This is a genomic window from Gemmatimonadota bacterium (genome assembly GCA_026387915.1).
GTDB lineage: Bacteria > Gemmatimonadota > Gemmatimonadetes > Gemmatimonadales > Gemmatimonadaceae > Fen-1231.
On sequence record JAPLKS010000014.1, the window covers coordinates 241,052 to 266,053 of the forward strand.

General features: G+C 63.4%; 24 protein-coding genes. All 24 read left to right on the plus strand.

All coding sequences use genetic code 11. From position 1 onward, the window contains the following. The first annotated feature begins 10 nt into the window (after nucleotides 1–10). The 24 genes from NTZ43_09305 (at nucleotide 11) to tatC (ending at nucleotide 24,983) form a co-directional block, all read left to right on the plus strand. Nucleotides 11–1,333: a nucleotide sugar dehydrogenase gene (locus tag NTZ43_09305; protein MCX5767403.1), complete on the plus strand. Its 1,323-nt coding sequence runs from the start codon at nucleotides 11–13 to the stop codon at nucleotides 1,331–1,333. Further along, nucleotides 1,330–2,637: a UDP-glucose/GDP-mannose dehydrogenase family protein gene (locus tag NTZ43_09310; GenBank protein MCX5767404.1), complete on the plus strand. Its 1,308-nt coding sequence runs from the start codon at nucleotides 1,330–1,332 to the stop codon at nucleotides 2,635–2,637. Before NTZ43_09305 ends, NTZ43_09310 begins: the two co-directional genes overlap by 4 nt. Then, entirely contained in the window at nucleotides 2,634–3,587 is a 954-nt protein-coding gene (locus tag NTZ43_09315; GenBank protein ID MCX5767405.1) for an SDR family oxidoreductase, read from the plus strand. The genes NTZ43_09310 and NTZ43_09315 overlap by 4 nt, the downstream gene beginning before the upstream one ends. Before the next feature lie 59 nt (nucleotides 3,588–3,646). After that, entirely contained in the window at nucleotides 3,647–4,483 is an 837-nt protein-coding gene (bamD, locus tag NTZ43_09320; protein MCX5767406.1) for an outer membrane protein assembly factor BamD, read from the plus strand. A gap of 30 nt (nucleotides 4,484–4,513) precedes the next feature. Further along, nucleotides 4,514–5,080 (plus strand): nicotinate-nucleotide adenylyltransferase, encoded by a 567-nt coding sequence (gene nadD, locus NTZ43_09325; GenBank protein MCX5767407.1) that lies wholly within the window; start codon nucleotides 4,514–4,516, stop codon nucleotides 5,078–5,080. A 16-nt stretch (nucleotides 5,081–5,096) separates the two neighbouring features. Next, entirely contained in the window at nucleotides 5,097–8,330 is a 3,234-nt protein-coding gene (gene secA / locus NTZ43_09330; protein ID MCX5767408.1) for a preprotein translocase subunit SecA, read from the plus strand. Nucleotides 8,331–8,391: 61 nt separating this feature from the next. Then, entirely contained in the window at nucleotides 8,392–9,087 is a 696-nt protein-coding gene (gene radC, locus NTZ43_09335; protein MCX5767409.1) for a DNA repair protein RadC, read from the plus strand. Between the two features lie 51 nt (nucleotides 9,088–9,138). Beyond that, on the plus strand, nucleotides 9,139–11,325 hold the full coding sequence (locus NTZ43_09340) for a bifunctional (p)ppGpp synthetase/guanosine-3',5'-bis(diphosphate) 3'-pyrophosphohydrolase (protein ID MCX5767410.1): 2,187 nt from the start codon (nucleotides 9,139–9,141) through the stop codon (nucleotides 11,323–11,325). Between the two features lie 41 nt (nucleotides 11,326–11,366). Further along, on the plus strand, nucleotides 11,367–11,807 hold the full coding sequence (locus NTZ43_09345; protein MCX5767411.1) for a hypothetical protein: 441 nt from the start codon (nucleotides 11,367–11,369) through the stop codon (nucleotides 11,805–11,807). 69 nt (nucleotides 11,808–11,876) lie between these two features. Beyond that, on the plus strand, nucleotides 11,877–13,943 hold the full coding sequence (uvrB, locus tag NTZ43_09350; protein MCX5767412.1) for an excinuclease ABC subunit UvrB: 2,067 nt from the start codon (nucleotides 11,877–11,879) through the stop codon (nucleotides 13,941–13,943). After that, on the plus strand, nucleotides 13,930–14,343 hold the full coding sequence (gene tsaE / locus NTZ43_09355; GenBank protein MCX5767413.1) for a tRNA (adenosine(37)-N6)-threonylcarbamoyltransferase complex ATPase subunit type 1 TsaE: 414 nt from the start codon (nucleotides 13,930–13,932) through the stop codon (nucleotides 14,341–14,343). Before uvrB ends, tsaE begins: the two co-directional genes overlap by 14 nt. Continuing rightward, complete coding sequence (gene tsaB, locus NTZ43_09360) at nucleotides 14,340–15,005, plus strand: tRNA (adenosine(37)-N6)-threonylcarbamoyltransferase complex dimerization subunit type 1 TsaB (protein ID MCX5767414.1); 666 nt, start codon at nucleotides 14,340–14,342, stop codon at nucleotides 15,003–15,005. The genes tsaE and tsaB overlap by 4 nt, the downstream gene beginning before the upstream one ends. After that, nucleotides 15,002–15,466 carry a ribosomal protein S18-alanine N-acetyltransferase gene (gene rimI, locus NTZ43_09365; protein ID MCX5767415.1) on the plus strand — a complete coding sequence of 155 codons (465 nt, stop codon included), beginning with the start codon at nucleotides 15,002–15,004 and terminating at the stop codon, nucleotides 15,464–15,466. Before tsaB ends, rimI begins: the two co-directional genes overlap by 4 nt. Before the next feature lie 92 nt (nucleotides 15,467–15,558). Then, nucleotides 15,559–16,041: a single-stranded DNA-binding protein gene (gene ssb / locus NTZ43_09370; protein ID MCX5767416.1), complete on the plus strand. Its 483-nt coding sequence runs from the start codon at nucleotides 15,559–15,561 to the stop codon at nucleotides 16,039–16,041. Between the two features lie 253 nt (nucleotides 16,042–16,294). Then, the gene (locus NTZ43_09375; protein ID MCX5767417.1) at nucleotides 16,295–17,065 is read left to right on the plus strand and encodes a hypothetical protein; all 771 of its coding nucleotides are present in this window, start codon (nucleotides 16,295–16,297) and stop codon (nucleotides 17,063–17,065) included. Between the two features lie 236 nt (nucleotides 17,066–17,301). Continuing rightward, complete coding sequence (locus NTZ43_09380) at nucleotides 17,302–18,414, plus strand: LysM peptidoglycan-binding domain-containing protein (protein MCX5767418.1); 1,113 nt, start codon at nucleotides 17,302–17,304, stop codon at nucleotides 18,412–18,414. 38 nt (nucleotides 18,415–18,452) lie between these two features. After that, nucleotides 18,453–19,409: a GDP-mannose 4,6-dehydratase gene (locus tag NTZ43_09385; protein ID MCX5767419.1), complete on the plus strand. Its 957-nt coding sequence runs from the start codon at nucleotides 18,453–18,455 to the stop codon at nucleotides 19,407–19,409. 39 nt (nucleotides 19,410–19,448) lie between these two features. Then, complete coding sequence (locus NTZ43_09390; GenBank protein ID MCX5767420.1) at nucleotides 19,449–20,171, plus strand: MotA/TolQ/ExbB proton channel family protein; 723 nt, start codon at nucleotides 19,449–19,451, stop codon at nucleotides 20,169–20,171. 49 nt (nucleotides 20,172–20,220) lie between these two features. Then, nucleotides 20,221–20,637 (plus strand): biopolymer transporter ExbD, encoded by a 417-nt coding sequence (locus tag NTZ43_09395; protein MCX5767421.1) that lies wholly within the window; start codon nucleotides 20,221–20,223, stop codon nucleotides 20,635–20,637. Next, entirely contained in the window at nucleotides 20,634–21,338 is a 705-nt protein-coding gene (locus NTZ43_09400; protein MCX5767422.1) for a TonB C-terminal domain-containing protein, read from the plus strand. Before NTZ43_09395 ends, NTZ43_09400 begins: the two co-directional genes overlap by 4 nt. After that, nucleotides 21,335–22,687 carry a hypothetical protein gene (locus tag NTZ43_09405; GenBank protein ID MCX5767423.1) on the plus strand — a complete coding sequence of 451 codons (1,353 nt, stop codon included), beginning with the start codon at nucleotides 21,335–21,337 and terminating at the stop codon, nucleotides 22,685–22,687. The genes NTZ43_09400 and NTZ43_09405 overlap by 4 nt, the downstream gene beginning before the upstream one ends. A 36-nt stretch (nucleotides 22,688–22,723) precedes the next feature. Further along, nucleotides 22,724–23,323, plus strand: coding sequence for a peptidoglycan-associated lipoprotein Pal (pal, locus tag NTZ43_09410; protein MCX5767424.1), 600 nt, complete (start codon nucleotides 22,724–22,726; stop codon nucleotides 23,321–23,323). Next, the gene (locus NTZ43_09415) at nucleotides 23,323–24,150 is read left to right on the plus strand and encodes a tetratricopeptide repeat protein (protein MCX5767425.1); all 828 of its coding nucleotides are present in this window, start codon (nucleotides 23,323–23,325) and stop codon (nucleotides 24,148–24,150) included. The genes pal and NTZ43_09415 overlap by 1 nt, the downstream gene beginning before the upstream one ends. A gap of 35 nt (nucleotides 24,151–24,185) precedes the next feature. Continuing rightward, a complete protein-coding gene (tatC, locus tag NTZ43_09420; GenBank protein MCX5767426.1) occupies nucleotides 24,186–24,983 on the plus strand; it encodes a twin-arginine translocase subunit TatC in 798 nt (265 codons plus the stop codon). Nucleotides 24,984–25,002: the final 19 nt, after the last annotated feature.

Below are 25,002 nucleotides of genomic sequence, written 5' to 3' on the forward strand. Positions count from 1 at the left end.
GACATCGCAGATGAAACAGCAGCTACTCGGGCGCATCAAGGACCGGACCGCGATCTCCGGTGTGGTGGGGCTCGGGTACGTCGGACTGCCGTTGGCGATGGAGTTCTGCGAGGCAGGGTTCCGCGTGGCGGGCTTCGATGTGAGCGAGTCGGTGTGCGCGGGGCTGATGGCGGGGCGCTCGCACATCATGGACGTGCCCGCTGAACAGTTGGCGCGCCACGTGAAGAGCGGCAAGTTCGTGGCCAGCACCGACGAGTCGGCGCTCAAGGTTGCCGACGCTATCTCGATTGCGGTGCCCACGCCGCTGGCCAAGACGCGCGATCCGGATATGTCGTACGTGATTGCCGCCGCCGAGACGGTGGTGCGTCAGGCGCACGCCGGTATGTTGGTGGTGCTGGAGAGTACGACGTACCCCGGCACGACGCGCGACGTGATGCAGCCGCGGCTCGAAGCCCTCGGGTACACGATCGGTGACGACGTGTTTCTAGCGTTCTCCCCCGAGCGCGTCGATCCGGGCAATGCCAAGTGGCACACCAAGAACACCCCCAAGATCATTGGCGGCATTACGCCGGCGTGCAACGAAGTGTCGATGGCGCTGTACGCCACCTGCATTGACACGATTGTGCCGGTGTCGTCGCCTGAGGCCGCGGAGTTGGCCAAGCTGCTCGAGAATACCTTCCGCTCGGTGAACATCGGGCTCGTCAACGAAATGGCGATCATTTGCGATCGCTTGGGCGTGGACGTGTGGGAAGTGATCGATGCGGCGGCCACCAAGCCGTTTGGGTTTATGAAGTTCACGCCGGGCCCTGGTATCGGCGGACACTGCATTCCCCTCGACCCGCATTACCTCGCGTGGAAGATGCGCACGCTCAACTACAAGACGCGCTTCATCGACCTCGCCAGCGAGATCAACTCGGCGATGCCCGATGTGGTGGTTGAAAAAGTGTCGCGCGCGCTGAACGACGCGAGCAAGCCGGTGAAGGGAAGCCGCGCGCTCGTGCTCGGTGTCGCGTACAAGAAAGACATTGACGATATGCGCGAGAGCCCAGCGTTCGACGTCATTCGACTGCTCGAGGAGCGGGGCGCGCACGTCGTGTTTCACGACTCCTACGTGGCCTCGTATCAGGAAGAGGACGAGACACGCGTTGGGGTTGCGCTCACGGACGCCGAGCTCGCCAAGGCCGACGTCGTGGTGATTGTGACGGACCACAGCAATGTGGACTACCAGCGTGTGGTGGATCAGGCGTCGCTGATTGTGGACACGCGCAACGCGCTGAAGGCCACGCGGCCGTCGAAGGCGCGCATCGTCTCCTTGTCGGCGCTGCACGCATGAACGTCACGGTCGTTGGTTCCGGCTATGTAGGCCTCGTCGCGGGTGCGTGCTTCGCCGAGACGGGCGTGGCGGTGACGTGCGCCGATGTCGATCAAAAAAAAATCGACGGACTCAAGCAGAACATTCTCCCCATTTATGAGCCTGGGCTCGATTCGCTCGTCGAACGCAATCAGGCGCAGGGGCGCCTGCAGTTCACGACCGACGTGCCGGCCAGCGTGCGTAGCGCGACGGTGGTATTCATCGCGGTCGGCACACCGCCCGATGAAGATGGGTCGGCGGATCTTTCGCACGTGCTCGCGGTGGCCGAGACGATTGGTCAGCACATGGCGCACGAAACCGTCGTGGTGACGAAGTCCACCGTTCCGGTGGGCACGGCCGCTCGAGTACACGCGGCCGTCGCTAAGCACGCCAAGTTCCCCTTCCACGTTGTCTCCAATCCGGAGTTCCTGAAGGAAGGCGCGGCGGTGGACGACTTTCTCAAGCCCGATCGCGTGGTGCTCGGCGTCGACAGCGACTTTGCGCGGAGCGTGATGGCTGAGCTCTATGCGCCATTCGTGCGCACGGGCAAGCCGATCATCTTCATGGACGTGCCGTCGGCTGAAATGACCAAGTACGCCGCGAACGCCATGCTCGCCACGCGTATCTCGTTCATGAATGAGATTGCGAATCTGTGTGAGAAAGTCGGCGCGAATGTGGACTTGGTTCGCAAAGGCATCGGCAGCGACTCGCGCATTGGGCCGTCGTTCTTGTTTCCGGGGCCTGGCTACGGCGGCTCGTGCTTCCCCAAGGACGTAAAGGCGTTGCTGCACACGTCCGAGGAGCGCGGCGCGCCGATGCAGGTGTTGGCGGCGGTGGAAGCGGCCAATGACTTCCAGAAGCATCGGTTGTTTGAAAAACTCAAGGCGGCCTTTGGCGGCCCGCTCAAGGGAGCGCGCATTGCGGTGTGGGGGCTCGCCTTCAAAGCGCAGACCGACGACATGCGCGAGTCGCCGGCGCTCACGCTCATTGAGGCGCTATTGGCGGAAGGGGCGACCGTCGTCGCGCACGATCCTGCCGCGATGCACGAGGCGGAGCGCCGACTCGGCGCCCGTATTGGGTATGCGGCGACGAACTATGACGCATTGACCGGCGCCGATGCGCTGGTGATTGTGACCGACTGGAACGAATACCGCTTTCCTGATTTCGCGCGCATCAAGGCGGCGCTCAAGCGCCCAGTGGTTGTGGATGGTCGCAATCTGTACGATCCCGCGAAGATGGAGCAGTTCGGGTTCACCTATCGGTCGCTCGGTCGAGGCACCGCATGAGAGTCTTGATTACCGGTGCGGCTGGTTTCCTCGGTTCTCACCTGTCGGAGCGTTTTCTTGCCGACGGGCATTCGGTGGTGGGGCTCGACAACTTCATCACCGGCCATCCCGACAATATCGCGCATTTGATTGGGCACGAACGGTTCTCGTTCATGCGGCACAATATCTCCGAGTACACGTACGTCGCCGGGGATCTCGACGGGGTGCTGCACTTTGCGAGTCCGGCAAGCCCCATCGACTATCTCGAGCTCCCCATTCAGACGCTCAAAGTGGGTTCGTTGGGTACGCATAATGCGCTCGGCATTGCGCTCGCCAAGAAGGCGCGCTTCTTCATTGCGTCGACAAGTGAAGTGTACGGCGATCCGCTCGTGCACCCGCAGCCGGAGAGCTACTGGGGCAATGTGAATCCGATTGGCCCGCGCGGTGTGTACGATGAGGCCAAGCGATTCGCCGAAGCGCTTACGATGGCGTATCACCGCTTTCACGGGGTGGACACGCGCATCGTGCGCATTTTCAACACGTATGGCCCGCGCATGCGGCCGCGCGACGGCCGCGTGGTGTCGAACTTCATCGTGCAGGCGCTGTTAGGTGAGCCACTCACGATTTACGGCGATGGCTCGCAGACGCGTTCGTTCTGTTTTGTGGACGATGAGGTCGAAGGGATTTATCAGCTCTTTCTGCGCGGCGACGCCAATCCCACGAATATCGGCAACCCGGTGGAGTACACCGTGAAGCAGCTCGCCGAGATCGTGGTGGAACTCACCGGCACCGCCGCGCCCATTGTCTATAAGCCGCTTCCCGAGGATGACCCCAAGGTGCGACAGCCCGACATCACCCGTGCCCGCACGATGCTCGGCTGGGAGCCGAAGGTCGACGTACGCGAAGGCGTGCAACGGACCATTGACTATTTCAAAACGCTGGTCGGATCGTCGAGGATGGCGCCCCGATGACTCTTTCGTCGCTCCGGCTCGCGCGTCGAACACGGACCTCCCCTTCGGGTATCACCCGCATGACTGCACGCACCCGCGCTACTGTCGTTGTCTCGCTGCTCCTGTTGGCCGCCTGTAACCGCGGCTTTCAGTTGCGCAAATATCCCACGAACGCCGGACTGTTCAAGGCGTCGATGGCCGAGTTCCAGGCCAAGAAGTGGGAGAATGCGATCACCGGCTTTGAGAAACTCACGCTCGATCTCTCCGCACGCGACACGTTGTTGCCGTTGGCGCACTACTACCTCGGCAAGTCGCACGAGAATCGCGAGGAGTTTCTGTTGGCAGCGCAGAGTTATGCCCGCCTAGCGGAGTCGTTCCCGGACGATTCGCTCGCGGCATCGGCGCTGCTCTCCGCTGGCGACTCGTACCTGAAGATGTGGCGCGACCCGTCGCTCGACCCCACGTATGCGACGATGGCGCAGACGCAGTATCGGTTGCTCGCGAGCGTCTATCCGGAATCCCCGCTGAAGGTACAAGCCGAGAAGGGTGCGCAGAAAATCGAGGAGTTGCTGGCGACGAAGGATTATGAAACGGGGATGCACTATGTGCGTCGTCGCGCCTTTGACTCCGCGCTGATTTACCTCAAGGACGTGGTGCGCAACTTCCCGAACTCGGCGAAATCGCGGGATGCGATGCTCCGTATTGTTGAGGTGTATCGTCGCCCCGAGATGAACTACAAGGACGAAGCCAAGGAGATGTGCGTCGCGCTCAATGGTGCGTATCCGCGCGACACGGATGTGGCCAAATTGTGCCCTGAGGAAGTGGCCGCTGACTCCACGGGATCAAAGGCAAAACTGCCGATGCCTAGCCTGCCGCTGCCCAAGAAGCCGGGCGCGGTCTCTCCGTTCTCGCGCTAAGCGCGAACCTGGGGGAGGAGGAGCGGGTTGATGCGCATCGGAGTGTTTGGCGGAACGTTTGATCCTCCGCACATCGGGCACCTGTTGGCCGCGACCGATGCGTGTGAGGCGCTGGCGTTAGATCGGCTGGTGTTCATCCCAGCCGCCGAGCAGCCGCTGAAAATGGGGACGGTGGTGGCGCCGGCGCATCATCGCTTGGCGATGGTGGAGCGGCTCATCGAAGGGGATTCGCGGTTCGCTGTCGATGCCCTCGAAATCGACCGGGGCGGGTTATCTTACACGGTTGATACGTTGCGGGCGTTGCGCAGTCGCTGGGCCGGTGATGTGGCACCATTCCTGCTTTTGGGGAGGGATGCGGTGGCCGCTCTGCCGAAATGGCGCGAGCCGGAGGCAGTGATGTCGTTGGCGCAGGTCGTCGTGCTCACGCGCGCTGGTGAGTCGGCGGAGTTGCCGGCCGGTGTTCGGGCGCTTGCCACGCGCCGGGTGGATGTGTCGTCCACCGAAGTACGCGCGCGGGTGCGGGAAGGAAAGTCGATTCGAGGATTCGTGCCGGATGCGGTGGCGACCTATATCGCCGCTGTCGGCTTGTACCGATAAAGGAGCTCTGTAGGACATGCTGAAAGCGCTATTGTCGACCGTGTTTGGAACACGCCATGAGCGCGAGCGAAAGCGCGTGCAGCCGATCGTCGACGAAATCAACGAAGAGTATGCCAAGCTCGAGGCCTTGTCGGATGAGGCGCTCAAGGCACAGACCGACAAGTTTCGGGCGCTGATTGACGAGCGCACGGCGGAGTTGGCTGGGAAGATCGAAGCGCTCAAGGATGCGAAGCGCACGGCCTCCGACGCCGAAGAACGCGAGCGCATTGACGGTGAGCTGGGCGGTGCGGACGGTATGGGCGGCCTTGAGCGCGACTACCGCGGTCTACTTGCCGATGTGCTCGACGAGATCCTCCCGGAAGCGTTCGCCACGGTGCGTGAGGCGGCCCGCCGTTTGGTCGGCACCACGGTGTCGGTGACGGGGCAGGACATTGTGTGGGACATGGTGCCATACGATGTACAGTTGATTGGTGGCATTCAGCTGCACCTCGGTCGCATTGCGGAAATGGCGACGGGCGAAGGCAAAACGTTGGTCGCCACGCTCCCACTGTACTTGAATGCGCTCCCGCGGCGCGGCGCGCACCTCGTCACGGTCAACACGTATCTTGCTCGGCGCGACTCGCAGTGGATGGGGCACCTGTTCGGCTATCTCGGGCTCACCGTCGGGTGTATTGACGACACGGAGCCGGGCACCGCGGAGCGCGTGGCCGCATATCTCTGCGACATTACCTACGGCACCAATAACGAGTTCGGCTTCGATTACCTCCGCGACAACATGGTGGTGTCGCTCGACCAGCGCGTGCAGCGCAAGCACGTGTACGCGATTGTCGACGAAGTGGACTCCGTGCTCATTGACGAAGCGCGGACGCCGCTCATCATCTCGGGTCCGGTGGGGAACGAGAGTGACGCGGAGTACGCGTTGCACAACGCCGCCGTGGCACGCGTGGTGCGTAAGCAGACCGAACTCGCCAACGATCTCGTGGCGCAGGGCGAGAAGGCGATGGAGGCCGGCGACGAGCACGCGGCTGGCCTCGCCTTCTACAAGGCGCAACTGGGCAATCCCAAGAACAAGCGCCTGATGAAGGCGCTGCAGGAGCAGGGCGTCAAGCAACTCGTGCAGAAGATGGAACTCGAGCATCTGGCGGACCGCAAGTTGCCCGCGGCCAAGCAGCTGTATCGTGAGGTCGAGGAAGACTTGCTGTTCGTGCTCGACGAGAAGGGGCACAGCGTGCACCTCTCCGACCGTGGCGTGGACTTCGTGTCGCCCGCGGATCACGAGGCCTTTGTGCTGCCGGATATTGCGGGCGAGATTGGTCGTATTGACGCCGATCATGACGCGACGCCGGAAGAGCGACTCGCGAAGCGTAACGCCATTGAACGGGAGTACGCGCTGAAGAGCGAGAAGCTCAACATCGTGCACCAGCTGCTGAAGGCGCACGCGCTGTACGAGAACGACGTCAACTACGTCGTGCAGGAAGGGCAGGTGCTCATCGTCGATGAGTTCACGGGCCGCACGATGCCGGGACGCCGTTGGAGCGAAGGGCTCCATCAGGCCGTCGAGGCCAAGGAAGGGGTGCAGGTGAAGGGGGAGACGCAGACCCTCGCCACCATCACCATTCAGAACTATTTCCGCATGTACGAAAAGCTCGGCGGTATGACGGGCACCGCCGAGACGGAGGAGACGGAGTTCTTCCAGATTTACGGACTGGAAGTGTCGGTGATTCCAACGAACCGCGACATCATCCGCGACGATCGGCAGGATCTCGTCTACAAGACGCGCCGTGAGAAATACAACGCGATCGTGGAAGAGACCAAGCGCCTCACGGGGCTCGGCTATCCGGTGCTCGTCGGCACGACGAGCGTCGAAGCATCCGAGACGCTTGCCCGCATGTTCCAGCGGGCGAACATTGTCCATAATGTGCTGAACGCCAAGTACCATCAGCGCGAGGCGGAAATCGTTGCGCTTGCGGGCCAAGGCAACGCCGTCACGATCGCCACGAACATGGCCGGCCGTGGCACCGACATCAAACTCGGTGCGGGCGTCAAGGAATCCAAGCCGTCGGTGATCAAGGATCCCGACAACAAGGACATCGAGGTTGAGGAGTGCGGTGGGTTGCACATCATTGGCTCGGAACGCCATGAGTCGCGCCGCATCGACCGCCAGTTGCGCGGGCGCTCCGGCCGTCAGGGTGATCCGGGGGCCTCGCAGTTCTTTTTGTCGCTCGAAGACGATCTCATGCGTCTCTTCGGTTCCGACCGCATTGCCAAGCTGATGGATCGTATGGGCGCGCAGGAAGGGGAGATGCTCACGCATCCGCTCATCACGCGCTCCATCGAACAGGCACAGAAGCGCGTGGAGTTACAGAACTTTCAGAGCCGTAAACGGCTGCTGGAGTTCGATGACGTGATGAATCAGCAGCGCGAGGTGATCTACTCGCTGCGGTCGTTCGCGCTTGAGGGTGGCGAGGAGCTGAAGGGCGAAGCCGTGCGCATGGTGGAGCAGGCCGTGGCGCGCCGTATCGAAACGGCGCTCGCCGCGGAGATGGATGCCCTGCAGTGGGACGTGCCGCTCGTGCGCCAGGATCTCCTGATGCACTACCTGCTGCGCGTTGATTGCTTTGAAGAAAACGGCACACGCCCGGCGACGATCACCGAAGCCAAGGAGTTGGGGAGCGCCGCTGGTACGGTGGCGTTCAACGCAAAGTTCGGATCGCTCGGCGAATATGCCTCGCAGGTACTCGCGTTGGTGATGCTCAACGTGCTCGACGAGAAGTGGAAGGACCATCTCTACGATCTCGACCAGCTGCGGAACGCCATCCACTATCGCTCGTGGGGGCAGAAGGATCCGCTCCTCGAGTACAAGCAGGAAGCGTACGTGATGTTCGTGGACCTGATGCACGACGTGCATCACACGTTCACCGAGCGGTTCTTGCGTGTGCAAATCGATCTTGGCGGTCCGCCGCCGGCACCGGAACCGCCGCCGGCCGTGAAGAAGCGCTTCAATGCGCTTGGCATGGCCGAGGACGTTCCGGCGGGTGAAGACGGGGCCTACGATGTGGGCCCGGATGAGGCACCGAAGGCGACGTCTGCCGTGCGTCAGGATCCGACGATCGTCGGCGCCGGTCGTGGCGTGCGCTCGTTGTCCGGTGAACGCGCGGAGCCTGTGGACTGGGCCAGCGTGGGTCGCAACGATCCCTGCCCATGCGGCAGCGGGAAGAAATTCAAAAAGTGCCACGGGGTCAACGCGTAATTGATCCGTTCGGCATCGCTTCGATGACAGAACGGGCACGCGCCGGCGATATCGTCGGCGCGTGTCTATTAATCCTGCCCCATCGCTCCGCGAAATGCCGCGTACGGAACGGCCGCGTGAGCGGCTGAAGTCGCTCGGCGCGCATGCGCTGAGCGCCAGCGAACTGCTGGCTATTCTCATCGGAACGGGGTGTGCGAACCGATCGGCGCTCGCCGTGGCGCACGATGCGCTGGCGCGGTCAGTCGGCTCGCTGCGACATATGTCGCGCCAGCCAATCGCGGCGCTGTCGGCGGTACCTGGGCTCGGTAGCGCGAGGGCGGTGGCCATTCACGCGGCACTTGAGCTCGGGCGCCGACTCGCGGCGGAGTCTCGCGACGACGGCGCCCCGCTGCGCTCCCCACGCGACGTCTGGGCGGTCTTTGCACCTCGCCTTGAGGATCTTCCGGTCGAGGAGTTTCACGTGGCGGTGCTCGACGCGCAGCACCGTCTGGAGCGGGACATCACGGTCACGCGGGGTATTCTCAACTCCTCGCTCGTCCACCCGCGCGAGGTCTTTCGTGAGGCCATCGCCGAACGCGCGGCGGCGATCGTGCTTGTCCACAATCACCCCAGCGGCGATCCCACGCCGAGCACCGATGATCGGGCCATTACCTCACAACTGGTGGCGGCCGGGCGGTTGCTCGACATCCCCGTTGCTGACCACCTGATCATCGGACGAGGGCGGTATATCTCCTTCGCCGAGGCCGGATTGCTCTAAAGAGACGCGCCTGCGCTTGACAGCAGCGAGGGACTCCGGCGATATAGCGGTATGACCACAGCGGTACTTGCCGACATCATCCCGGGGTGGGTCCTCGGGGAAGAGGCGCTTCCGGATCGACTCGACTCGGAGTTGTTGGCGCGCGCCTATCGGTTTAGTGAGCGCGCACACGCCGGGCAGACGCGCCGCAACGGCGATCCGTATGTCACGCACTGTGTGGAGGTCGCCAAGATCCTCGCCGACCTGCAACTCGATTCGGTCACGGTCGCCAGTGGGTTGATCCACGATGTGGTGGAGGACACCGCGGCCACCATCGAGGATGTGGAACGGGAGTTCGGTCGCGAAATCGCGCAGATCGTAGACGGACTCACGAAGATCGGCCATCTGCCGATGACGAGCTCCCAAGAGCGGCAGGTTGAGAACTATCGCAAGCTGTTGCTCTCGATTGCCAAGGATGCGCGCGTCATTCTCATCAAGCTGGCCGACCGCACGCACAACATGCGGACGCTCGAGTTCATGCCAGAAGAGAAGCGGGCGCGCATTGCGCAGGAGACGCGCGACCTCTACGCGCCGCTCGCGCACCGCTTTGGACTCGCGAATCTCAAAGGGGAGCTCGAAGACCTCGCGTTCAAGTTTCTCGAGCCAGAAGACTACCGTCAGCTTGCCAGTCAGATTGTGCAGAAGCGCGCCGAGCGTGAGGCGTTGATCAACGAAATGTCGGAGCCGCTCAAGGCGCGGCTGCATGAATCGAATATTGTGGTGTACGAAGTGAGCGGCCGGCCGAAGCACCTCTGGTCGATCTGGAAGAAGATGCAGAAGCGCGATAAGCCCTATGACGAGATCTATGACTTGCTCGCGATTCGCGTGCTCGTCGAGAACGTGCAGGAGTGCTATCACACGCTCGGCGTGATCCACGGAGAGTGGACGCCGCTGCAGGAGCGCATCAAGGACTACATTGCGAGCCCCAAGTCCAACGGGTATCAGTCGTTGCACACGACGATCTTTGGGCCGAAGCAATCGCTCTTTGAGATTCAGATTCGCACGCGCGAGATGCATCGCACGGCCGAGTACGGCATTGCGGCGCATTGGGCGTATAAAGGTGGCGTCGCGACGGGCGGTGACGATCTCGATCGCGCACTGCACTGGTTTCGTCAGGTGCTGGAGCTCCAACTCGACGCCGAGACGCCGGATCAGTTTCTGGAGTTCCTCAAGCTCGATTTGTACCAAGACGAAATCTTCGTCTTCACGCCCACCGGTGACGTGATTCAGTTGCCGCGTGGTGCCACGCCTATCGATTTCGCCTTTGCCGTGCACACCGAGGTGGGGCTCCATACGCAGGGCGCCAAGATCAACGGACGCATTGTGCCGTTGTCGCGCGAGCTGAAGAACTCCGAGACCGTCGAGATTATTCGATCGCCCAACGCGCGCCCGAGTCGCGACTGGCTGGCGCAGGTGCGCACCGGACGCGCCCGTCACCGCATTCGGCAGTGGCTCCGGCACGAGGAGTCGAAGACCTCAATCAAGATTGGTCAGGAGATTCTCGAGCGCGAACTCAAGCGGCGGCGGCACCCCAAGCTCGGCGAGGCGCAAGTGATGGCCGCTGCCGAGGCGCTCAAGCTCAACGACGTGCAGCACCTGTTTGCGTCGATCGGGCAGGGCGACATCAATGTCACGCAGGTGCTCCGTTCGATTTACCCCGACTTCGACGAGCGCGACGATACGGCGCTCAAGGCCAGTCCGCTTGAGCGTCTGATTGACCGCATGAAGCGGCCTGGGACCTCAAAGGGCATTCGCATTTCTGGCGTCGACGGCGTGATGGTGCGCTATGCGCAATGCTGCCAGCCGGTGCCCGGTGACAAAGTGGTGGGCTACGTGACGCGAGGACGTGGCGTGAGCATCCATCGCAATGACTGCCCGAATGTGCTCACGTTGGCGCACGAGCCGGAACGTCGGCTCGAAATCGACTGGCAGGAGAATGAAGGGGAGCGGTTCGTCATTCGCCTCGCGATTGAAGGGTCCGACCGGCGGAGTCTGTACGCGGACGTGGCGCAGGCCGTGAGCGAGACCGGTACTGACGTGCGGTCGCTCGAACTCCGGACCGTGGACGGCCGAGTGAGTGGCGCCGCGCTGGTTGAGGTCGAAAACCTCGCCCACCTTGAGAAGATCATTAAGGCGGTGCGGCGGGTGAAGGGGATTGTGGAAGTCTCGCGGCGCGAGCGGATTGCCGCGGACGACTGAGTAGAGTGTCGTTTTCCCTCACGGCGCGGTAATTTGCAGGTATGGCTCACATACTCCTGATCGTTCATTCGTACGTCCGTTGGCTCGTCCTTCTGGCCGCCCTCGTGGCGGTCGCGCGCGCCGTGTCTGGCGTTGCGACCGGTCGCTCGTACGGAGTGGCCGACGCCAAGTCCGCGCTCTTTTTCATGATTGCGATGGACACCCAGTTCTTGCTCGGCGTTGTGCTCTACGGGGTCAGCCCGTTGATGCGCGAGGCGATGCGCAACATGGGTGCGTCCATGGCCGATGCCCCGACGCGTTTCTTCGTGGCGGAGCATCCAACCTTCATGCTGCTGGCACTGGTGCTGGTGCACGTCGGTCGCGTGCTCATCAAGCGGGCGGAGCTCGATCGGGCCAAGTTCGTACGGTCCGCGGTGAGCTTTGCAGCGGCAACAGGGCTCATTTTGGCCGGGATCCCTTGGTGGCGGCTGGCCGCGGTCTGAGACAGCAGGGGCGCCGCTTGGGTCTGACGGCGCCCTCCCGAACAAAAGCCAAAGGCGCTATATTAGTGAATGCCTCGCGCCCTCTTTGACCTCCAAGCCCCCTTCCTGCCCGCTGGCGACCAGCCCAAGGCAATCGCCGAGCTGACGGCGGGGCTTGAGCGTGGCGATCGGTTTCAGACGTTGCTGGGCGTGACGGGCTCCGGCAAGACGATGACGATGGCCAATGTCATCCGGAACTGGGGTCGCCCCACCTTGGTCCTGTCGCACAACAAGACGCTCGCGGCTCAGTTGTACGGAGAACTTAAATCGTTCTTCCCAAACAACGCGGTGGAGTACTTCGTCTCGTACTACGACTACTACCAGCCGGAAGCCTACGTACCGCAAAGCGACACGTACATCGAGAAAGATGCGTCGATCAATGACGACATCGACCGGCTCCGACTGCGCGCAACATCGTCGCTCATGGAGCGGGACGACGTCATTATCGTCGCGACGGTGTCGGCGATCTACGGACTCGGCGATCCCAAGGCATATCGCGAGACCATGGTGACGCTGCACGTCGGGCAGAAGATCGCCCGCGACGATATTCTCCGTTCGCTCGTGAAGATTCAATACTCGCGCAACGATGTGGCGTTTGAGCGCGGCACCTTCCGGGTGCGCGGCGATACCGTGGAAATCTTTCCCGCGTACGAAGAGCAGGCCGTACGCATTGAGATGTTTGGTAACGAGATCGAAAAAATCTCCAAGGTGAATCCGCTCACGGGCGAGTTGATTACTGCCCTGCAGAAGACCGCGGTGTATCCGGCCAAGCACTTCGTGACGACGCGGCCGACGCTCGAACGCGCCATCGCCTTGATTCGTGCGGAACTCGCCGAGCGGCTCCCGTTGTTGCGACAGGCGGGCAAGCTCCTTGAGGCGCAGCGGCTCGAGTCACGCACCAATTTTGACATCGAGATGATGCTCGAGATTGGCACCTGTCCTGGCATCGAGAATTATTCACGACATCTCTCGGGACGAAATGCCGGCGAGCGGCCGGCCGTCCTGTTCGATTATTTCCCCGACGATTTTCTGGTCGTGGTGGACGAGTCGCACGTCTCGCTCTCGCAGATTGGCGGCATGTTCAATGGCGACCGTGCGCGCAAGACGACGCTCGTTGAGTACGGGTTCCGGTTGCCGAGCGCGCTCGACAATCGGCCGTTGATGTTCGATGAGTTTCTCGCGCTCACGCCGCGCGCGGTGAATGTGTCCGCGACGCCGAGCGACCTCGAGCTCAAGCTCTCGGAGGGCGCGGTGGTCGAACAAATCATTCGGCCCACCGGACTCATTGATCCCACCATCGAGATTCGTTCGGTGCGCGGGCAGGTGGACGACCTCCTCGGCGAAATCCGTATTCGCGAACGGCGCGGAGAGCGAGTGCTGGTGACGACGCTGACGAAGCGCATGGCCGAAGATCTGGCCGACTATCTGCAGCAGGTGAAGGTGCGAGTGCGCTATATGCACTCGGACATCGATGCCATTGAGCGCATGGAAATCGTGCGCGGCCTTCGGCTCGGTGAGTTCGATGTGCTGATCGGCATCAACTTGCTGCGCGAAGGGCTCGATATGCCTGAGGTATCGCTGGTCGCCATCCTCGACGCGGATCAAGAAGGATTCTTGCGCAGTGAGCGCTCGCTCATCCAGACCATCGGTCGCGCGGCACGCCACGTGAGTGGCACGGCCATCTTCTACGCGGATCGTATCACGGGATCCATGCAGCGTGCGATCGACGAAACCGATCGCCGGCGTGCCATCCAGACGGAACACAATCGCGTGCACGGAATTATTCCGCGCGGTGTTACGAAGAGTGTGGAGGAAGTGCGCTTCATCACGCGCGTGGCCGATGCGCGCGACGATCGTGAGGCGCGCGAGGATGACCGCGCATCGCGTGGCAAGCAGAAGCGCGTCGCCGAGGCGGCGGTGCACTACGGGACCGACGATCTGCCGGGGCTCGTGTTGCGCCTCGAACAGGAAATGCGCGACGCCGCCAAGAATCTCGACTTTGAAACCGCCGCGCGGTTGCGCGACGAACTCTTTGACATCCGCGCCAAAATGGATGGCAACCGACGCGAGCCTAGGCGGACCCGTGCCGGTCGCTGAGCTCACACTCCCGGAGCTCGTCGCGTGGGGTGAGGCGTTTGGCGCGCGCCTCGCGGCGCCCGCGCTCATCACGTTGTGCGGCGATTTGGGCGCCGGGAAGACGACGCTCGTGCAGGCCATCTGCCGTGGCTACGGCGTGTCGGAGGCGGTCACCAGTCCGACCTTCGGTTTGGTGCATGAGTATCACGGCAAGGCGTCGCTAGTCTATCACCTCGATCTATATCGTCTCAAAGGGCCCGCGGATCTCGCGAATATCGGATGGGACGACGTCCTCGGTGCTGGCGCCGTCGTGCTCGTCGAGTGGCCGGACCGTGCGGGAGATGCGATGCCGACGCCCGATACGGCGATTGCGCTGAGTCATCTCCCGTTAGACCCCGACCACCGGGGGCTGTCCTGGTGAGCGACCTCGTCACGCTTGCCATCGACGCGAGCACCTACGTGGGCACCGTCGCCGTGTTACGGCACGGCGTGCTCGTTGCGCAGGGCGAGGCGGCAATGCGTGGGGAAAACGAAGAGCGGTTGATGCCGGCCGTGATGGCAACGCTTGCCGAGGCGGGTTGTTCCGCGCGCGACGTGCAACAGGTGATCGCCGGCGACGGTCCCGGAAGTTTTACCTCACTCCGCATCGCGGGTGCGATTGCGAAGGGGATCTGTGCGGGCGCATCGGCAGAGTTGTGCGTGGTGTCATCGCTGGCGCTGATCGTTGCCGGTCACGGCACGCCGTTGCCCGCGGGCCGGTATCTCGCGCTGCTCGATGCGATGCGCGCCGAGCGGTACGCCGCGATTTACGAGTCCGCGACCAATGGCGGGGTGACGCTCGTCGACTCGCTCGGTATCATTCCCGACGCGGAAATCGCGGCGACGGCCGCGCGGTTCGGCGCGTCGCCGATTGGGCCGCGGCAGCTGCTCGATATCGCACCGCATGCGCGCGGCGTGGCGCGGCTGCACGGTGGCCCGCTGGTGCGGGCGGTTTCCCTCGATGCGTGGGAGCCCGCGTACGGTCGGCTCGCGGAAGCGCAGGTCAAATGGGAGGCCGCGAACGGACGCGCGCTCGGATCGTGACGGAGGTCGTGGCGCGCGAGGGCTTCCGACTGCGCCCGGCCGAGTCGCGCGACCTCGATGCGATTCACGCGATTGAGTTGTCATCTTTCTCTGATGCGTGGCCACTCTCGGCGTTTCGGGAGTTGTTGGATCAGGCGCACGTAGATTTTGAGGTAGCAGAGTCGCCATCGCGAGGGGTGGACGGCTACATCATTGTACTGCGGGCGGCCGACGAGGCCGAAATTGCCAATCTTGCCGTGGCCGAGTCGTCTCGTCGCTGCGGGGCAGGGCGTGGCCTGCTGGGTTGGTTTCTCGCCGGTGCGGCCGCGCGCGGTGTGCGCACCGTGTTTCTCGAGGTCCGCGAATCAAACGCGGCGGCGCGGGCGCTGTATGAAGCGCACGGCTTTGCGCCGGTGGGGCGCCGTCGGCAGTACTACCGGAGTCCGGTGGAGGATGCGCTGCTCCTGCGGCGAGAGTTGTAGGGGGGAGGGAACGGTCATCGCGGCGTTGGATTGGTGACGCGCAGTGCCGCCGCTAGATTCATCATAGGTCTGGATCTTTATCAGGAGGAGTCGTGAGCCGGAGCTTGAACAAGGTGACGTTGATCGGGAATCTCGGGAACGATCCCGAAATCCGGACCACCACCGGTGGGAACAAGGTGGCGCAGTTCTCCCTCGCTACCACGCGCCAGTGGAGTTCGGCGTCGGGAGAGAAGCAGGAAAAAACCGAGTGGCACAAGTGCGTGGCCTGGAATCAGGGCACGCGCGGCACCGGACTCGCGGACATCATCGAGAAGTACGTGAAGAAGGGCGACAAGCTCTTCGTCGAAGGACGTCTCGAGTACCGCCAGTACGAGGACAAGGACAAGCAGACGAAGTACGTCACCGAGATCAACGTGCGCGAGATCCTGCTGCTCGGCGGCAAGGGCGGCGGCGGTGATTTTGGCGGTGCGCCGTCCAAGGGGAGTCGCCCGGCCGAGAAGAAGGCCGCAGGCGGCGGGGAGTTCACGGAGTTCCCGGGCGCGCTTGAGGGCGAGGACGACGATCTGCCGTTCTAGATTGGGTGCGATTCTAGACTGTACATGTTAGTCTAGAGAGCTCTCGAAATTACCTGGATGGGGGGTGAGGCCTTTCGGTCTCATCCCCCGACCCGTTTGTTGTACCTGCTGTGAGAGGTATGTCATGGTCAGGTCAATAGATTTGACGTCTTGAGTAACGCGTGATCTTTCAGGCTAAGGCGTGTGGCTTCGTCCCGCTGAGCACCCAAGGCACGCTCCGCGGGCGCGTTGTACGCTGGGGAGGTGTTGTCGAATGGGCCGGTCCTTGCTCCGAAGTTTGCTGTTCGCGCTAACACTGCACGGCGCCGTTCTCACACCGCTCGCTGCGCAGAGTCAGCCGAAAGGTGTCGGGCCATCGGCCGCAGCCGCCAGCGGTCGACGACCGCGCCTGCTTGGCGTATTCGACGCAGCGACCGGGCTGCCGATTGATAGCGTCGAGGTGATCGACCTGATCACGGAGTTTCGTACGCGCACGGACGCCAACGGAGGCGTGGCGCTCAATTGGATCACGCGATGGAAAGCGACCGACAGCGCAGTCGTCGCTGTCCGGAAGATCGGCTATGCCGAGCAGCGATTTGTTATGCTCGCGTCAGACACCGTCGATATCTCGGTGGCCTTGGAGCGTGTCACGGACCTCACCACCGTGGTGACGACAGCAGAGAAGTCGACGATGGCCTCGCGTTGGCTTGAGCCGTTCGAAACCCGCCGAAAGACTGGAATCGGCAGGTTCGTTACATCGGCGGATCTTGTCGACGGCGACCGGAGTGGACTCGGGCTCCGTGACTTGCTCGCGCGGCGCGGGATCATTCTCTGCGGTGCTGGTAGCGGTCACCGCGGCCGAAATGGTGGCCGCCTGATCACGTACGTCGATGGTGTCCAGCAGGCGCTCCGGGACACCACGGCGGGCACCGTCAGTTCGATGTATGCGGCGTTTGAGTTCCACAGCGCGGCGACTGTACCAGCGCAGTTCAATGCGACGGGCCCGTTCGTGTGCGGCTATCTCCTAGCGTGGACTCGCCGCTAGCGGAAGGAAAGTGTCCATCGCACAGGGCCGTTCGGCCGCGGAGTCGGCGGTGACTGGCGATTGATGACCGGCCGCCGCTTTGGTTGGGGGCCGTAACGTTAGGGCGTTGGGTCTCAGAGGCGGACATTTCGTCCCATTCCTGTTTCCCCAGCCTGCGTCCGCTCGTCCAATTCCGTAATGTCGCGCACGGCCCGGAACGGGGTGCGCGGGGTCGGACACACCCAACCCGAGCGGTTATGTCTCGTCTTCGAATCCAATATCTCGCCTTGTTACTCGCCGCTTCGGCCGCGGGTGCGGCTCCGCTCGCGGCCCAGCAGGGCGGCGAAGGGCGCACATACACCGTCAAGCGCGGTGACACACTGTGGGAGATTGCTCGTCAACTGCTGGGCGACGGCTATCTCTGGCCAGAGCTGTTTCGGTTAAACACCGGCACGGTCGCTGATCCGCACTGGATTTACCCCGGAGCCCGTTTGCGAGTGCCCGGTGCCGAAGCGCTGGCTGCGGACGCCGTGGCCGTGGCCGGGCCGGAACGGGAAGGGACGCAGGGGCGGAGTCTCCGCCGTCCGAACGAAACGATGACGGTATTCAACCCGGCGTCAGGCCGCCAGGCGGGAAAGTCCCGCGAGTCGGTATTGCTTGGCGCACGGAAGACGGCCGTTCGGCCGGGCGACTTCACGTCGTCGCCGTTTACGACCGAACTCACTGGGGTTGAGGGTGCCGGATCGTTGCAGTGGAGCGCCGAGACACAGGGCGTATCACTCACGGTTGAAAACCGGCCCATTCAATACGCCGAGGAAGTGTTCGTGCAGTTACCCAAGGGCGCCAAAGGCGTGGCCGGCGAACGGCTGTTGGTGGTTCGTGACGGCCCCGTGCTCGACCGCACGGTGCGGGTGATCGTGCCGACCGGAGTCTTGATGGTGATTGCCCCGATCGCAGGTGGCCGAGCCCGCGTGGCCCTCGTGCAAAAGATTGAAGATGTGTTCATCAGTCAGTCCGTGCTGCCCTTCGACACGCTGCCCTCGCGTCCGGGCGTCTTCCCGTCCCGGGTGGAGTCGGGTGGCTTGGTGACGCAGCTGCGCTGGATGAAGAGCGAGCCGGTGCTTCCGTCGGTGGGGCAACACCTGATCTTGACGGCCACCGCGAAAGACGGCATGACGGCCGGTGATCAGGTCACGTTGTATCGCGATGGCGGGGTGGACGTGCAGGGGCACGCGCTGCCTGAAGAGGAAGTGGCGGCCGCGCAGATCACACGCGTCACTCCGACGGGGACCTCCGCCGTGTTGCTGCGCATTACCGGCCCCGCGATCACCGTGGGCATGAGCGCGCGCGTGACGGCGAAGATGCCTTGACGGTGGGTACGCCGACGCCGCGCCATTAGTTTTCAAGCGTGTCTACTTTACGCGCGCTGGTCACCGGCGGAGCCGGGTTTATTGGGTCGCACGTCGCCGATGCACTCATCGCCGACGGGTTTCAGGTGGACATCCTCGACGATCTTTCGCGCGGCCGACGTGACAATGTTCCGTCGGCCGCGCATTTGCACGAACTCGACATTCGGTCGTCGGACGCACACGCCCTCGTGCGCGACGGCGGTTACGATGTGGTCTGTCACCTCGCCGCACAGATCGATGTGCGCGTCAGCGTAAAGGACCCGGTGGCCGATGCGTCGCGCAATATCCTTGGCTCGCTCAACGTGCTCGAAGGGGCTCGCGCCGCGGCGCGTCCGCCGCGTGTGGTTTTTTCGTCGACGGGCGGCGCCACGTACGGTGACTTTGGTACTCCGCCTAGCCACGAGCCCGACGCCAAGGATCCCGAATCGCCCTATGGCATCGCCAAGCTTTCCGTAGAGTACTATCTCGCCTACTATGGTCGAGTGCACCGCATGGACACCGTCGCGCTGCGCTACAGCAATGTGTACGGGCCGCGTCAGGATCCGCACGGCGAGGCGGGAGTGGTCGCCATCTTCTGCGGCTGTGCGCTCGACGGCCGCGCCATGACCGTGTTTGGCACGGGAGAGCAGACGCGCGATTATGTCTTTGTTGGCGATGTTGCCTCGGCGAACGTGCGTGCGGCTCGCGCTGCACTGCCGGCTGCCGAGCGCTTGGACAGACGCGCGTACAATGTGGGGACAGGCGTTCCGACTTCTGTGCTCGAACTGGCCGAAGCCACACAGCGCGTCGCCGGCGTCACCGTGCCGGTGGAGCTGGCGCCGGCGCGCCCTGGTGAGCAGATGCGTTCATTTGTTGCCGTGGACAAAGCGAAACGTGAGTTGCAGTGGGCACCCAAGGTGTCGCTCGACGAAGGGCTGGGCATTACTTATCGCTGGTTCCGCGCCGCGCGCGGCTAACCCGCCACGTTCATTCCCTTTCTTCCCGACCCGACTGTGATGGATTTTCAAGCCGGTTCCGCAATCCCGTCGACGCCTGTTGAGCTCGTCCTCAAGGCGACGCTCGTCACGCAGATTGTGCTCGGCCTCCTGGCGCTCCTCTCGCTCTTTTCGTGGGGCGTGATGCTTGCCAAGTGGCTGGAGTTCCGTCGCGTGAGTGCGTCGTCGCGCGGATTCCTGCGCGACTTCGCCAAAGCGTCCAAGCTCGAACAGGTCGCGGGCCTCGCCAAGCGTTCCAAGCCAAGTCCGTTCACGCGCATCTTTACGCGCGCCATCGATTTTCTGCACGAGACGCAGCCACTCGGCACCGCGAATGTGGCGGGAGCTGAACGCGGCGCACACGTCACCCTCACGGCGTCGCAGGTGGAAGCGCTACGGCTCGTGCTCGATTCGGAAACCAATGCGGAGCGCGATGCCCTCAGTCGCTTTATTCCGTCGCTCGCGATGATCGGCTCGGCGAGTCCGCTGATGGGGCTGATGGGCACAGTCCTTGGCGTGATCCAAGCGTTCCTCGGTATCGCTCGGAGTGGCGCCGGCAATCTTGGCGCGGTCGCGCCGGGTGTCGCCGAGGCGTTGATCGCCACAGCGGCTGCGTTGGCTGTCGCTATTCCGGCGGTGTTCGGCTACAACATCTTCGCCAACAAGCTCAATCGCTTCGACAGTGAGCTCGAAGGGTTCGGATCGGAAGTCATCGCGCTGATGGCGCGCGAGGGTCGCATTTAATGTCGGCGAAGGTTGGCGTGCGTACGTGTGACCGCGCGGGACGCGCGTCGTGAGCCGTCGTCGACGCGGGGAACGCACGCCGCTCAACGCGGAGATCAACGTCGTCTCGTTGATCGACGTGATGATGCTGCTGATGGTGATCTTCATGATCACCGCGCCCATGATGCAGGGCGGGGTAGACGTCGCGTTGCCGAAGGTGGATGCCAAACCGCTTGAATCAAAAACGGCGCTCGTGGTGAGTGTCACCGCTGACGGTCGCATCTTTGTGGACGAAACGCGGATGTCGCTCGGCGAGTTCAAGGCGACGTTTCCGTCGATGGCGCGTCGGCAGGGGCGCGAAGGCGTCTATTTCCGCGGCGACGAACGCGCACGGTACGGACTCGTGGTCGAGGTACTCGCCGTGATGCGTGCGGCGGGGGTGACCAACGTCGGCCTGGTCGCCGAGCCGGAGACCATCAACAAGTGAGTGCGGCTAGGCGGCCCGCGGCGTCGATCACTATGCCGGTGGGCGTGTCGCTCCTCGGTCACGCCGCGATCATCGTGGGCGTGATCTTTATGAAGACGCCACCCCCGCTTCGGATGCCGCCTATCTACAAGGTGGATCTCGTGGCCGCACCAGCCGGCGAACGCGCGGCCGGCGTCGTGTCGGACGCGCCCGCGCCAACGGAACCCGCCGCCAAAACGCCGCCTCGTCCCGATACGAAAGCCAAGGCGCCGCCGACGAAGGCGAACAAGGCCATCCCCACGAAGGCCGCGCCGCGCGCCACGCCGAATGTCACCGCGAAGTCCACGCCGGAGGCGGTAAAGAATCCGCCCAAGGCCGGCGCTGGTGAAGTTGGCGGCAAGGGGACCGATGTCGTTGGCGTGCACACGGAAGGCATCGTCTTTCCGTATCCGGGGTATCTGCAGAATATCGTGCGGCAGATTGCCCTGAATTTTCAGTGGAAGGGGAATCCGGCTCTCCGCGCCGAGGCGTTTTTCATTATTCGGCGCGACGGCTCGATTGCCAGCTTTCGGTTTGTCAGCAGTAGCGGTAACTACGCGTTCGACCTCGAGGCGAAGGGTGCGGTGGAGGCGGCGGCCAAAGCGTTTGGACTGTTGCCCGCTGGATTCACCAACGACGCCCTCCCCGTAATCTTCAGCTTCGACCCGAGTATCCTGCGATGACCCCTTCCGCTCCGAACTCCAAACGACGAAGGCTGTCCGCCAGCGCCGTACGCCCCTCGCGCGCCGGCATCCGCGCGGCCGTTTTCCTTGCCGGCAGCGTGCTCTGTTCGGCACAGTTGACGGCCCAAAACGATAGCACCAGCGGCGTCCGGATCGGCCTGACCTACACCCCCGGAACCCGCCCTGGCGTGTTTGTAGCGCCGGTGGCCGGCGCGTGGTCGGATTCAGTCCGAACCATTATCGGGCGGGACCTCGACAACGGCGACCGGGTGACCTCCATTTTGGCTCAGGGCGGCGAGCCGCTCAGTGGGGCGCTCAACTACGCGGCCTATGCCAAACTCGGCGCCAATGCGGTCGTGCAGGCCTCGGTGACCCCCTCCGGGTCGCTGCATGTGGCGCTCCACGATGTGGTGGCCAAGAATGTGTCGAATGTGGGCGATTTTCCACTTCCGGCGCAGCCGCTGAGCCCGGAATGGCGCCTCGCCGTGCATGGGGTGGCCGACGAAATCGAGCGGTGGGTGACGGGGACTCGGGGGATCGCGCAAAGTCGCGTGGTATTTGCCCGAGAGCAGGGCGGTGGCCTCTGGACGGTGGACTCCGACGGTGCCAACGCCCGACCGATGGGGGCCCCAACGGGGCTTTCGCCTGCGTGGCACCCCTCTGGGCGCTACATCGCCTTCTGCGATATGACCAACGAGGGGACGAAAATCGCCCTTCGTGACCTCGTGACCGGACGCACTCAGCGGGTCTCCAGCCGGCCCGGTTCGAACATTAGCCCGGCCTTCTCCCCCGACGGCAGCACCCTTGCCTTTTCGGCGGGTGAGGATGGGATGGACATCTTTGCCGTCAACCCATTCAATGGCGAAGCGGCCCACCGCGTGACCATCTCCCGGGGGGTGCAGGACGCCCTCCCCTCGTTCAGTCCGGACGGCCGCCGTATCGCCTTCACCAGCAATCGCTTGGGGCATCCAGAGGTGTATATTGTTGATGCGGATGGAACGAACGTGGAGTTGCTGACATCCACCGGTTTTGGCGATCAGTTGTATCGCTCGAATCCGGACTGGTCGCCGGACGGACGCCGCGTGGCGTTTCAATCGCAGATCAATGGTGTATTTCAAGTGATGACCATCAATGTGCGCGATCACAGCGTGCAGGCGCTCACCAGCGAGGGGCGCAACGAAGATCCCTCGTGGGCGCCTGATGGTCGCCACATCGTTTTCACGTCGACGCGCTCCGGACCGAAGCAGCTCTGGGTGCTCGACACTGAGACGTATCGCACACGGCAGCTGACGCGCGTGGGATTGGCGCGGCAAGGTGCGTGGTCGCCGCGTCTCGATAACGCGAAGTAGTTGGTGTTGCAGATCCCCACTCTCCGGAGACCTCCGATGCTCGTGTCCCGCCGCACCTCCACCGCTCTGCTGCTTGCGATTGTCTCGCTGACCGCATGCAAAGCCAAGCCGGCTCCGACCCCAGTTCCCGTCGCTCCGCCGGTTGCGGTTGCGCCAAAGTTCAACAAGGACTCGGCTGACGCGGCCGAAGCCAAGAAGCGCGCCGACGCGGCTGCCGCCAAGGCCGCTGCTGAAGCCGCTGCGAATGCCTCCGCCGCCATTGCGAAAGCCAAGGCGACGCTTGGTCAGATCGTGTATTTCGACTACGACAAGGACGAAATTCGCGACGACCAGAAGGCGACCATCGAAGCGAAGCTCCCGATTCTGGAAGCGAACCCGACGCTGCGCATCCGCGTCGCGGGGCACACCGACAATCGCGGTTCTGACGAATACAACCTGACGCTCGGTCAGAAGCGTGCCGCGGCCGTCAAGCGCTATCTCGCGGCTCGCGGCATTGCCGATGCGCGCGTGGAGACGGTGAGCTTCGGTGAAGAACGTCCCGCCGTGCAGGGCGAGAACGAAGACGCGTGGGGCAAGAATCGTCGCGCCGAGTTCGAGATCCTGAGCGGTGGCGACACCATGAAGGCGCCGAAGTAATGGGTCGCGCGCACCGCCTCCTTCTCATCGTGGGCGCCATAGTTTCGGCGTCGGGATGTTTTGCCACGCGCAGTGACGTGCAGGTCCTCCAAGGGGACATTGCCGTGCTGCGCGCCGAGGCGGTGCGCGCAGATTCCGCACACCGAGATCAGATGCGCCAGATCGCCCGGCAGATCGGGGCGGTCGGCGATACGCTGCGCTCCGTGAATGCGTTTCTCGCGCGATTCCAGGGCGATTTCTCGTTGACGATGCACACCTTTGGTCAGCAGCTGCTGGCAGTGCAGGAACTCACCGGACAGAGTCAAAAGAAGTTGCAGGAAATGCGCGCCTCGCTTGAGGCGGCTCAGCAGGAGCGAGCCACGCAGGTGGTCGTCCCAGCGGCGCCGATTGCCTCGGTGCCAGGGGCGCCGACGGCCGCGCCGGTGGCATCCGCAGCGGTTCAGCCGCCGGTCATTGGCCCGAATCAGCTCTTTCAGGTCGCGAAGGAACAGCTGCAGGCCGGCCGCACCAGTGCGGCGCGCGACGGCTTTCAGACATTCCTCGCACAGTATCCGTCCGACGATCTCGCCTCCGACGCTGCGTATCGCATTGCGGAGTCGTGGGCGCTCGAAGGCAAGCTAGCGGCGGCCGACACGGCGTATCAGCTCGTCGCCGATAAGTATCCAAAGAGCGAGCAGGCGCCGCGCGCCATCTACAAGCGCGCGATGACGTCTCGGCAGGCCGGACAGACGCGCCAGGCGCGGACGCTGTTCCAGTTGATCGTGGACAAATATCCGAAGTCGCTCGAAGCCGAACTAGCGGCTGACTTTCTCAAGACGTTGAAGTAGGCGCGCCTCCCGGCGCGCTACGATCCGGACCCGTCGTGGCTCTCGACCAACAAGACACCGCCTCCGCTGAAATGCCGTTCCTCGATCACCTCGAGGAGCTGCGCTGGCGCATTTTCAAGTCGCTGCTGGCGCTGATTGTGACGTTCGCGGTGTCGATGTGGGTGTGTACGAACATCGATGTGTTCGCGCTGCTTGCCGCGCCGATCAAGCCGTACCTGCACGGCAAGCCGTTGTACTACACGCATCCGGTCGAGAAATTCACCATCCTGATGCAGGTCGCGGTGGGGCTCGCGTTGGCGATGGCAAGTCCGGTGCTGCTCTATCAGGTCTGGGCGTTCCTTTCGCCCGCGCTCACCAAGCGTGAACGCACGGTGGTGATTCCGGTGTTCGGGTTTGCGCTGGTGTTGTTCGCGAGCGGCGTCGCCATGGCCAATATGGTGTTCATCCCCATCACGATGAAGTTGCTGGAGGGGATCAAGACCGACATGCTCGAGCCGCTGCTTACCGCGAGCGAGTACTACGGCTTCATCATCACGACGTCGCTGGCGTTTGGGGCCGTGTTCGAACTGCCGATTCTCGTGCTGCTGCTCACCGCGCTCGGGCTCGTGACGCCGAAGCTGATGTCGAAGTACCGACGCCACGCCTTTGTGGCGCTCTTGGTCATCTGCGAAATCGTCACGCCCGGCGATCTCATTATTTCGACGCTGGCGCTCTTCATTCCCGTGTACGGCCTGTACGAGCTGAGTATCATCGTGTCGTGGTTCGTGTATCGGGCGCGCCAGCGGCGCCTGGCCGCGCGCGACGCGGAGGCACCAGGGGAGCACGCGGCGTGAGCCGACGCGTCGCGCGCGC

Excerpts from the sequence above, each read along its gene's own strand:
- nadD (MCX5767407.1), top strand. The coding sequence starts at position 4,514 with ATGCGCATCGGAGTGTTTGGCGGAACGTTTGATCCTCCGCACATCGGG.
- NTZ43_09340 (MCX5767410.1), top strand. The coding sequence starts at position 9,139 with ATGACCACAGCGGTACTTGCCGACATCATCCCGGGGTGGGTCCTCGGG.
- uvrB (MCX5767412.1), top strand. The coding sequence starts at position 11,877 with ATGCCTCGCGCCCTCTTTGACCTCCAAGCCCCCTTCCTGCCCGCTGGC.
- NTZ43_09390 (MCX5767420.1), top strand. The coding sequence starts at position 19,449 with ATGGATTTTCAAGCCGGTTCCGCAATCCCGTCGACGCCTGTTGAGCTC.
- secA (MCX5767408.1), top strand. The coding sequence starts at position 5,097 with ATGCTGAAAGCGCTATTGTCGACCGTGTTTGGAACACGCCATGAGCGC.
- NTZ43_09375 (MCX5767417.1), top strand. The coding sequence starts at position 16,295 with ATGGGCCGGTCCTTGCTCCGAAGTTTGCTGTTCGCGCTAACACTGCAC.
- NTZ43_09345 (MCX5767411.1), top strand. The coding sequence starts at position 11,367 with ATGGCTCACATACTCCTGATCGTTCATTCGTACGTCCGTTGGCTCGTC.
- NTZ43_09310 (MCX5767404.1), top strand. The coding sequence starts at position 1,330 with ATGAACGTCACGGTCGTTGGTTCCGGCTATGTAGGCCTCGTCGCGGGT.
- bamD (MCX5767406.1), top strand. The coding sequence starts at position 3,647 with ATGACTGCACGCACCCGCGCTACTGTCGTTGTCTCGCTGCTCCTGTTG.
- NTZ43_09305 (MCX5767403.1), top strand. The coding sequence starts at position 11 with ATGAAACAGCAGCTACTCGGGCGCATCAAGGACCGGACCGCGATCTCC.
- NTZ43_09415 (MCX5767425.1), top strand. The coding sequence starts at position 23,323 with ATGGGTCGCGCGCACCGCCTCCTTCTCATCGTGGGCGCCATAGTTTCG.
- NTZ43_09315 (MCX5767405.1), top strand. The coding sequence starts at position 2,634 with ATGAGAGTCTTGATTACCGGTGCGGCTGGTTTCCTCGGTTCTCACCTG.
- pal (MCX5767424.1), top strand. The coding sequence starts at position 22,724 with ATGCTCGTGTCCCGCCGCACCTCCACCGCTCTGCTGCTTGCGATTGTC.
- NTZ43_09380 (MCX5767418.1), top strand. The coding sequence starts at position 17,302 with ATGTCTCGTCTTCGAATCCAATATCTCGCCTTGTTACTCGCCGCTTCG.
- NTZ43_09405 (MCX5767423.1), top strand. The coding sequence starts at position 21,335 with ATGACCCCTTCCGCTCCGAACTCCAAACGACGAAGGCTGTCCGCCAGC.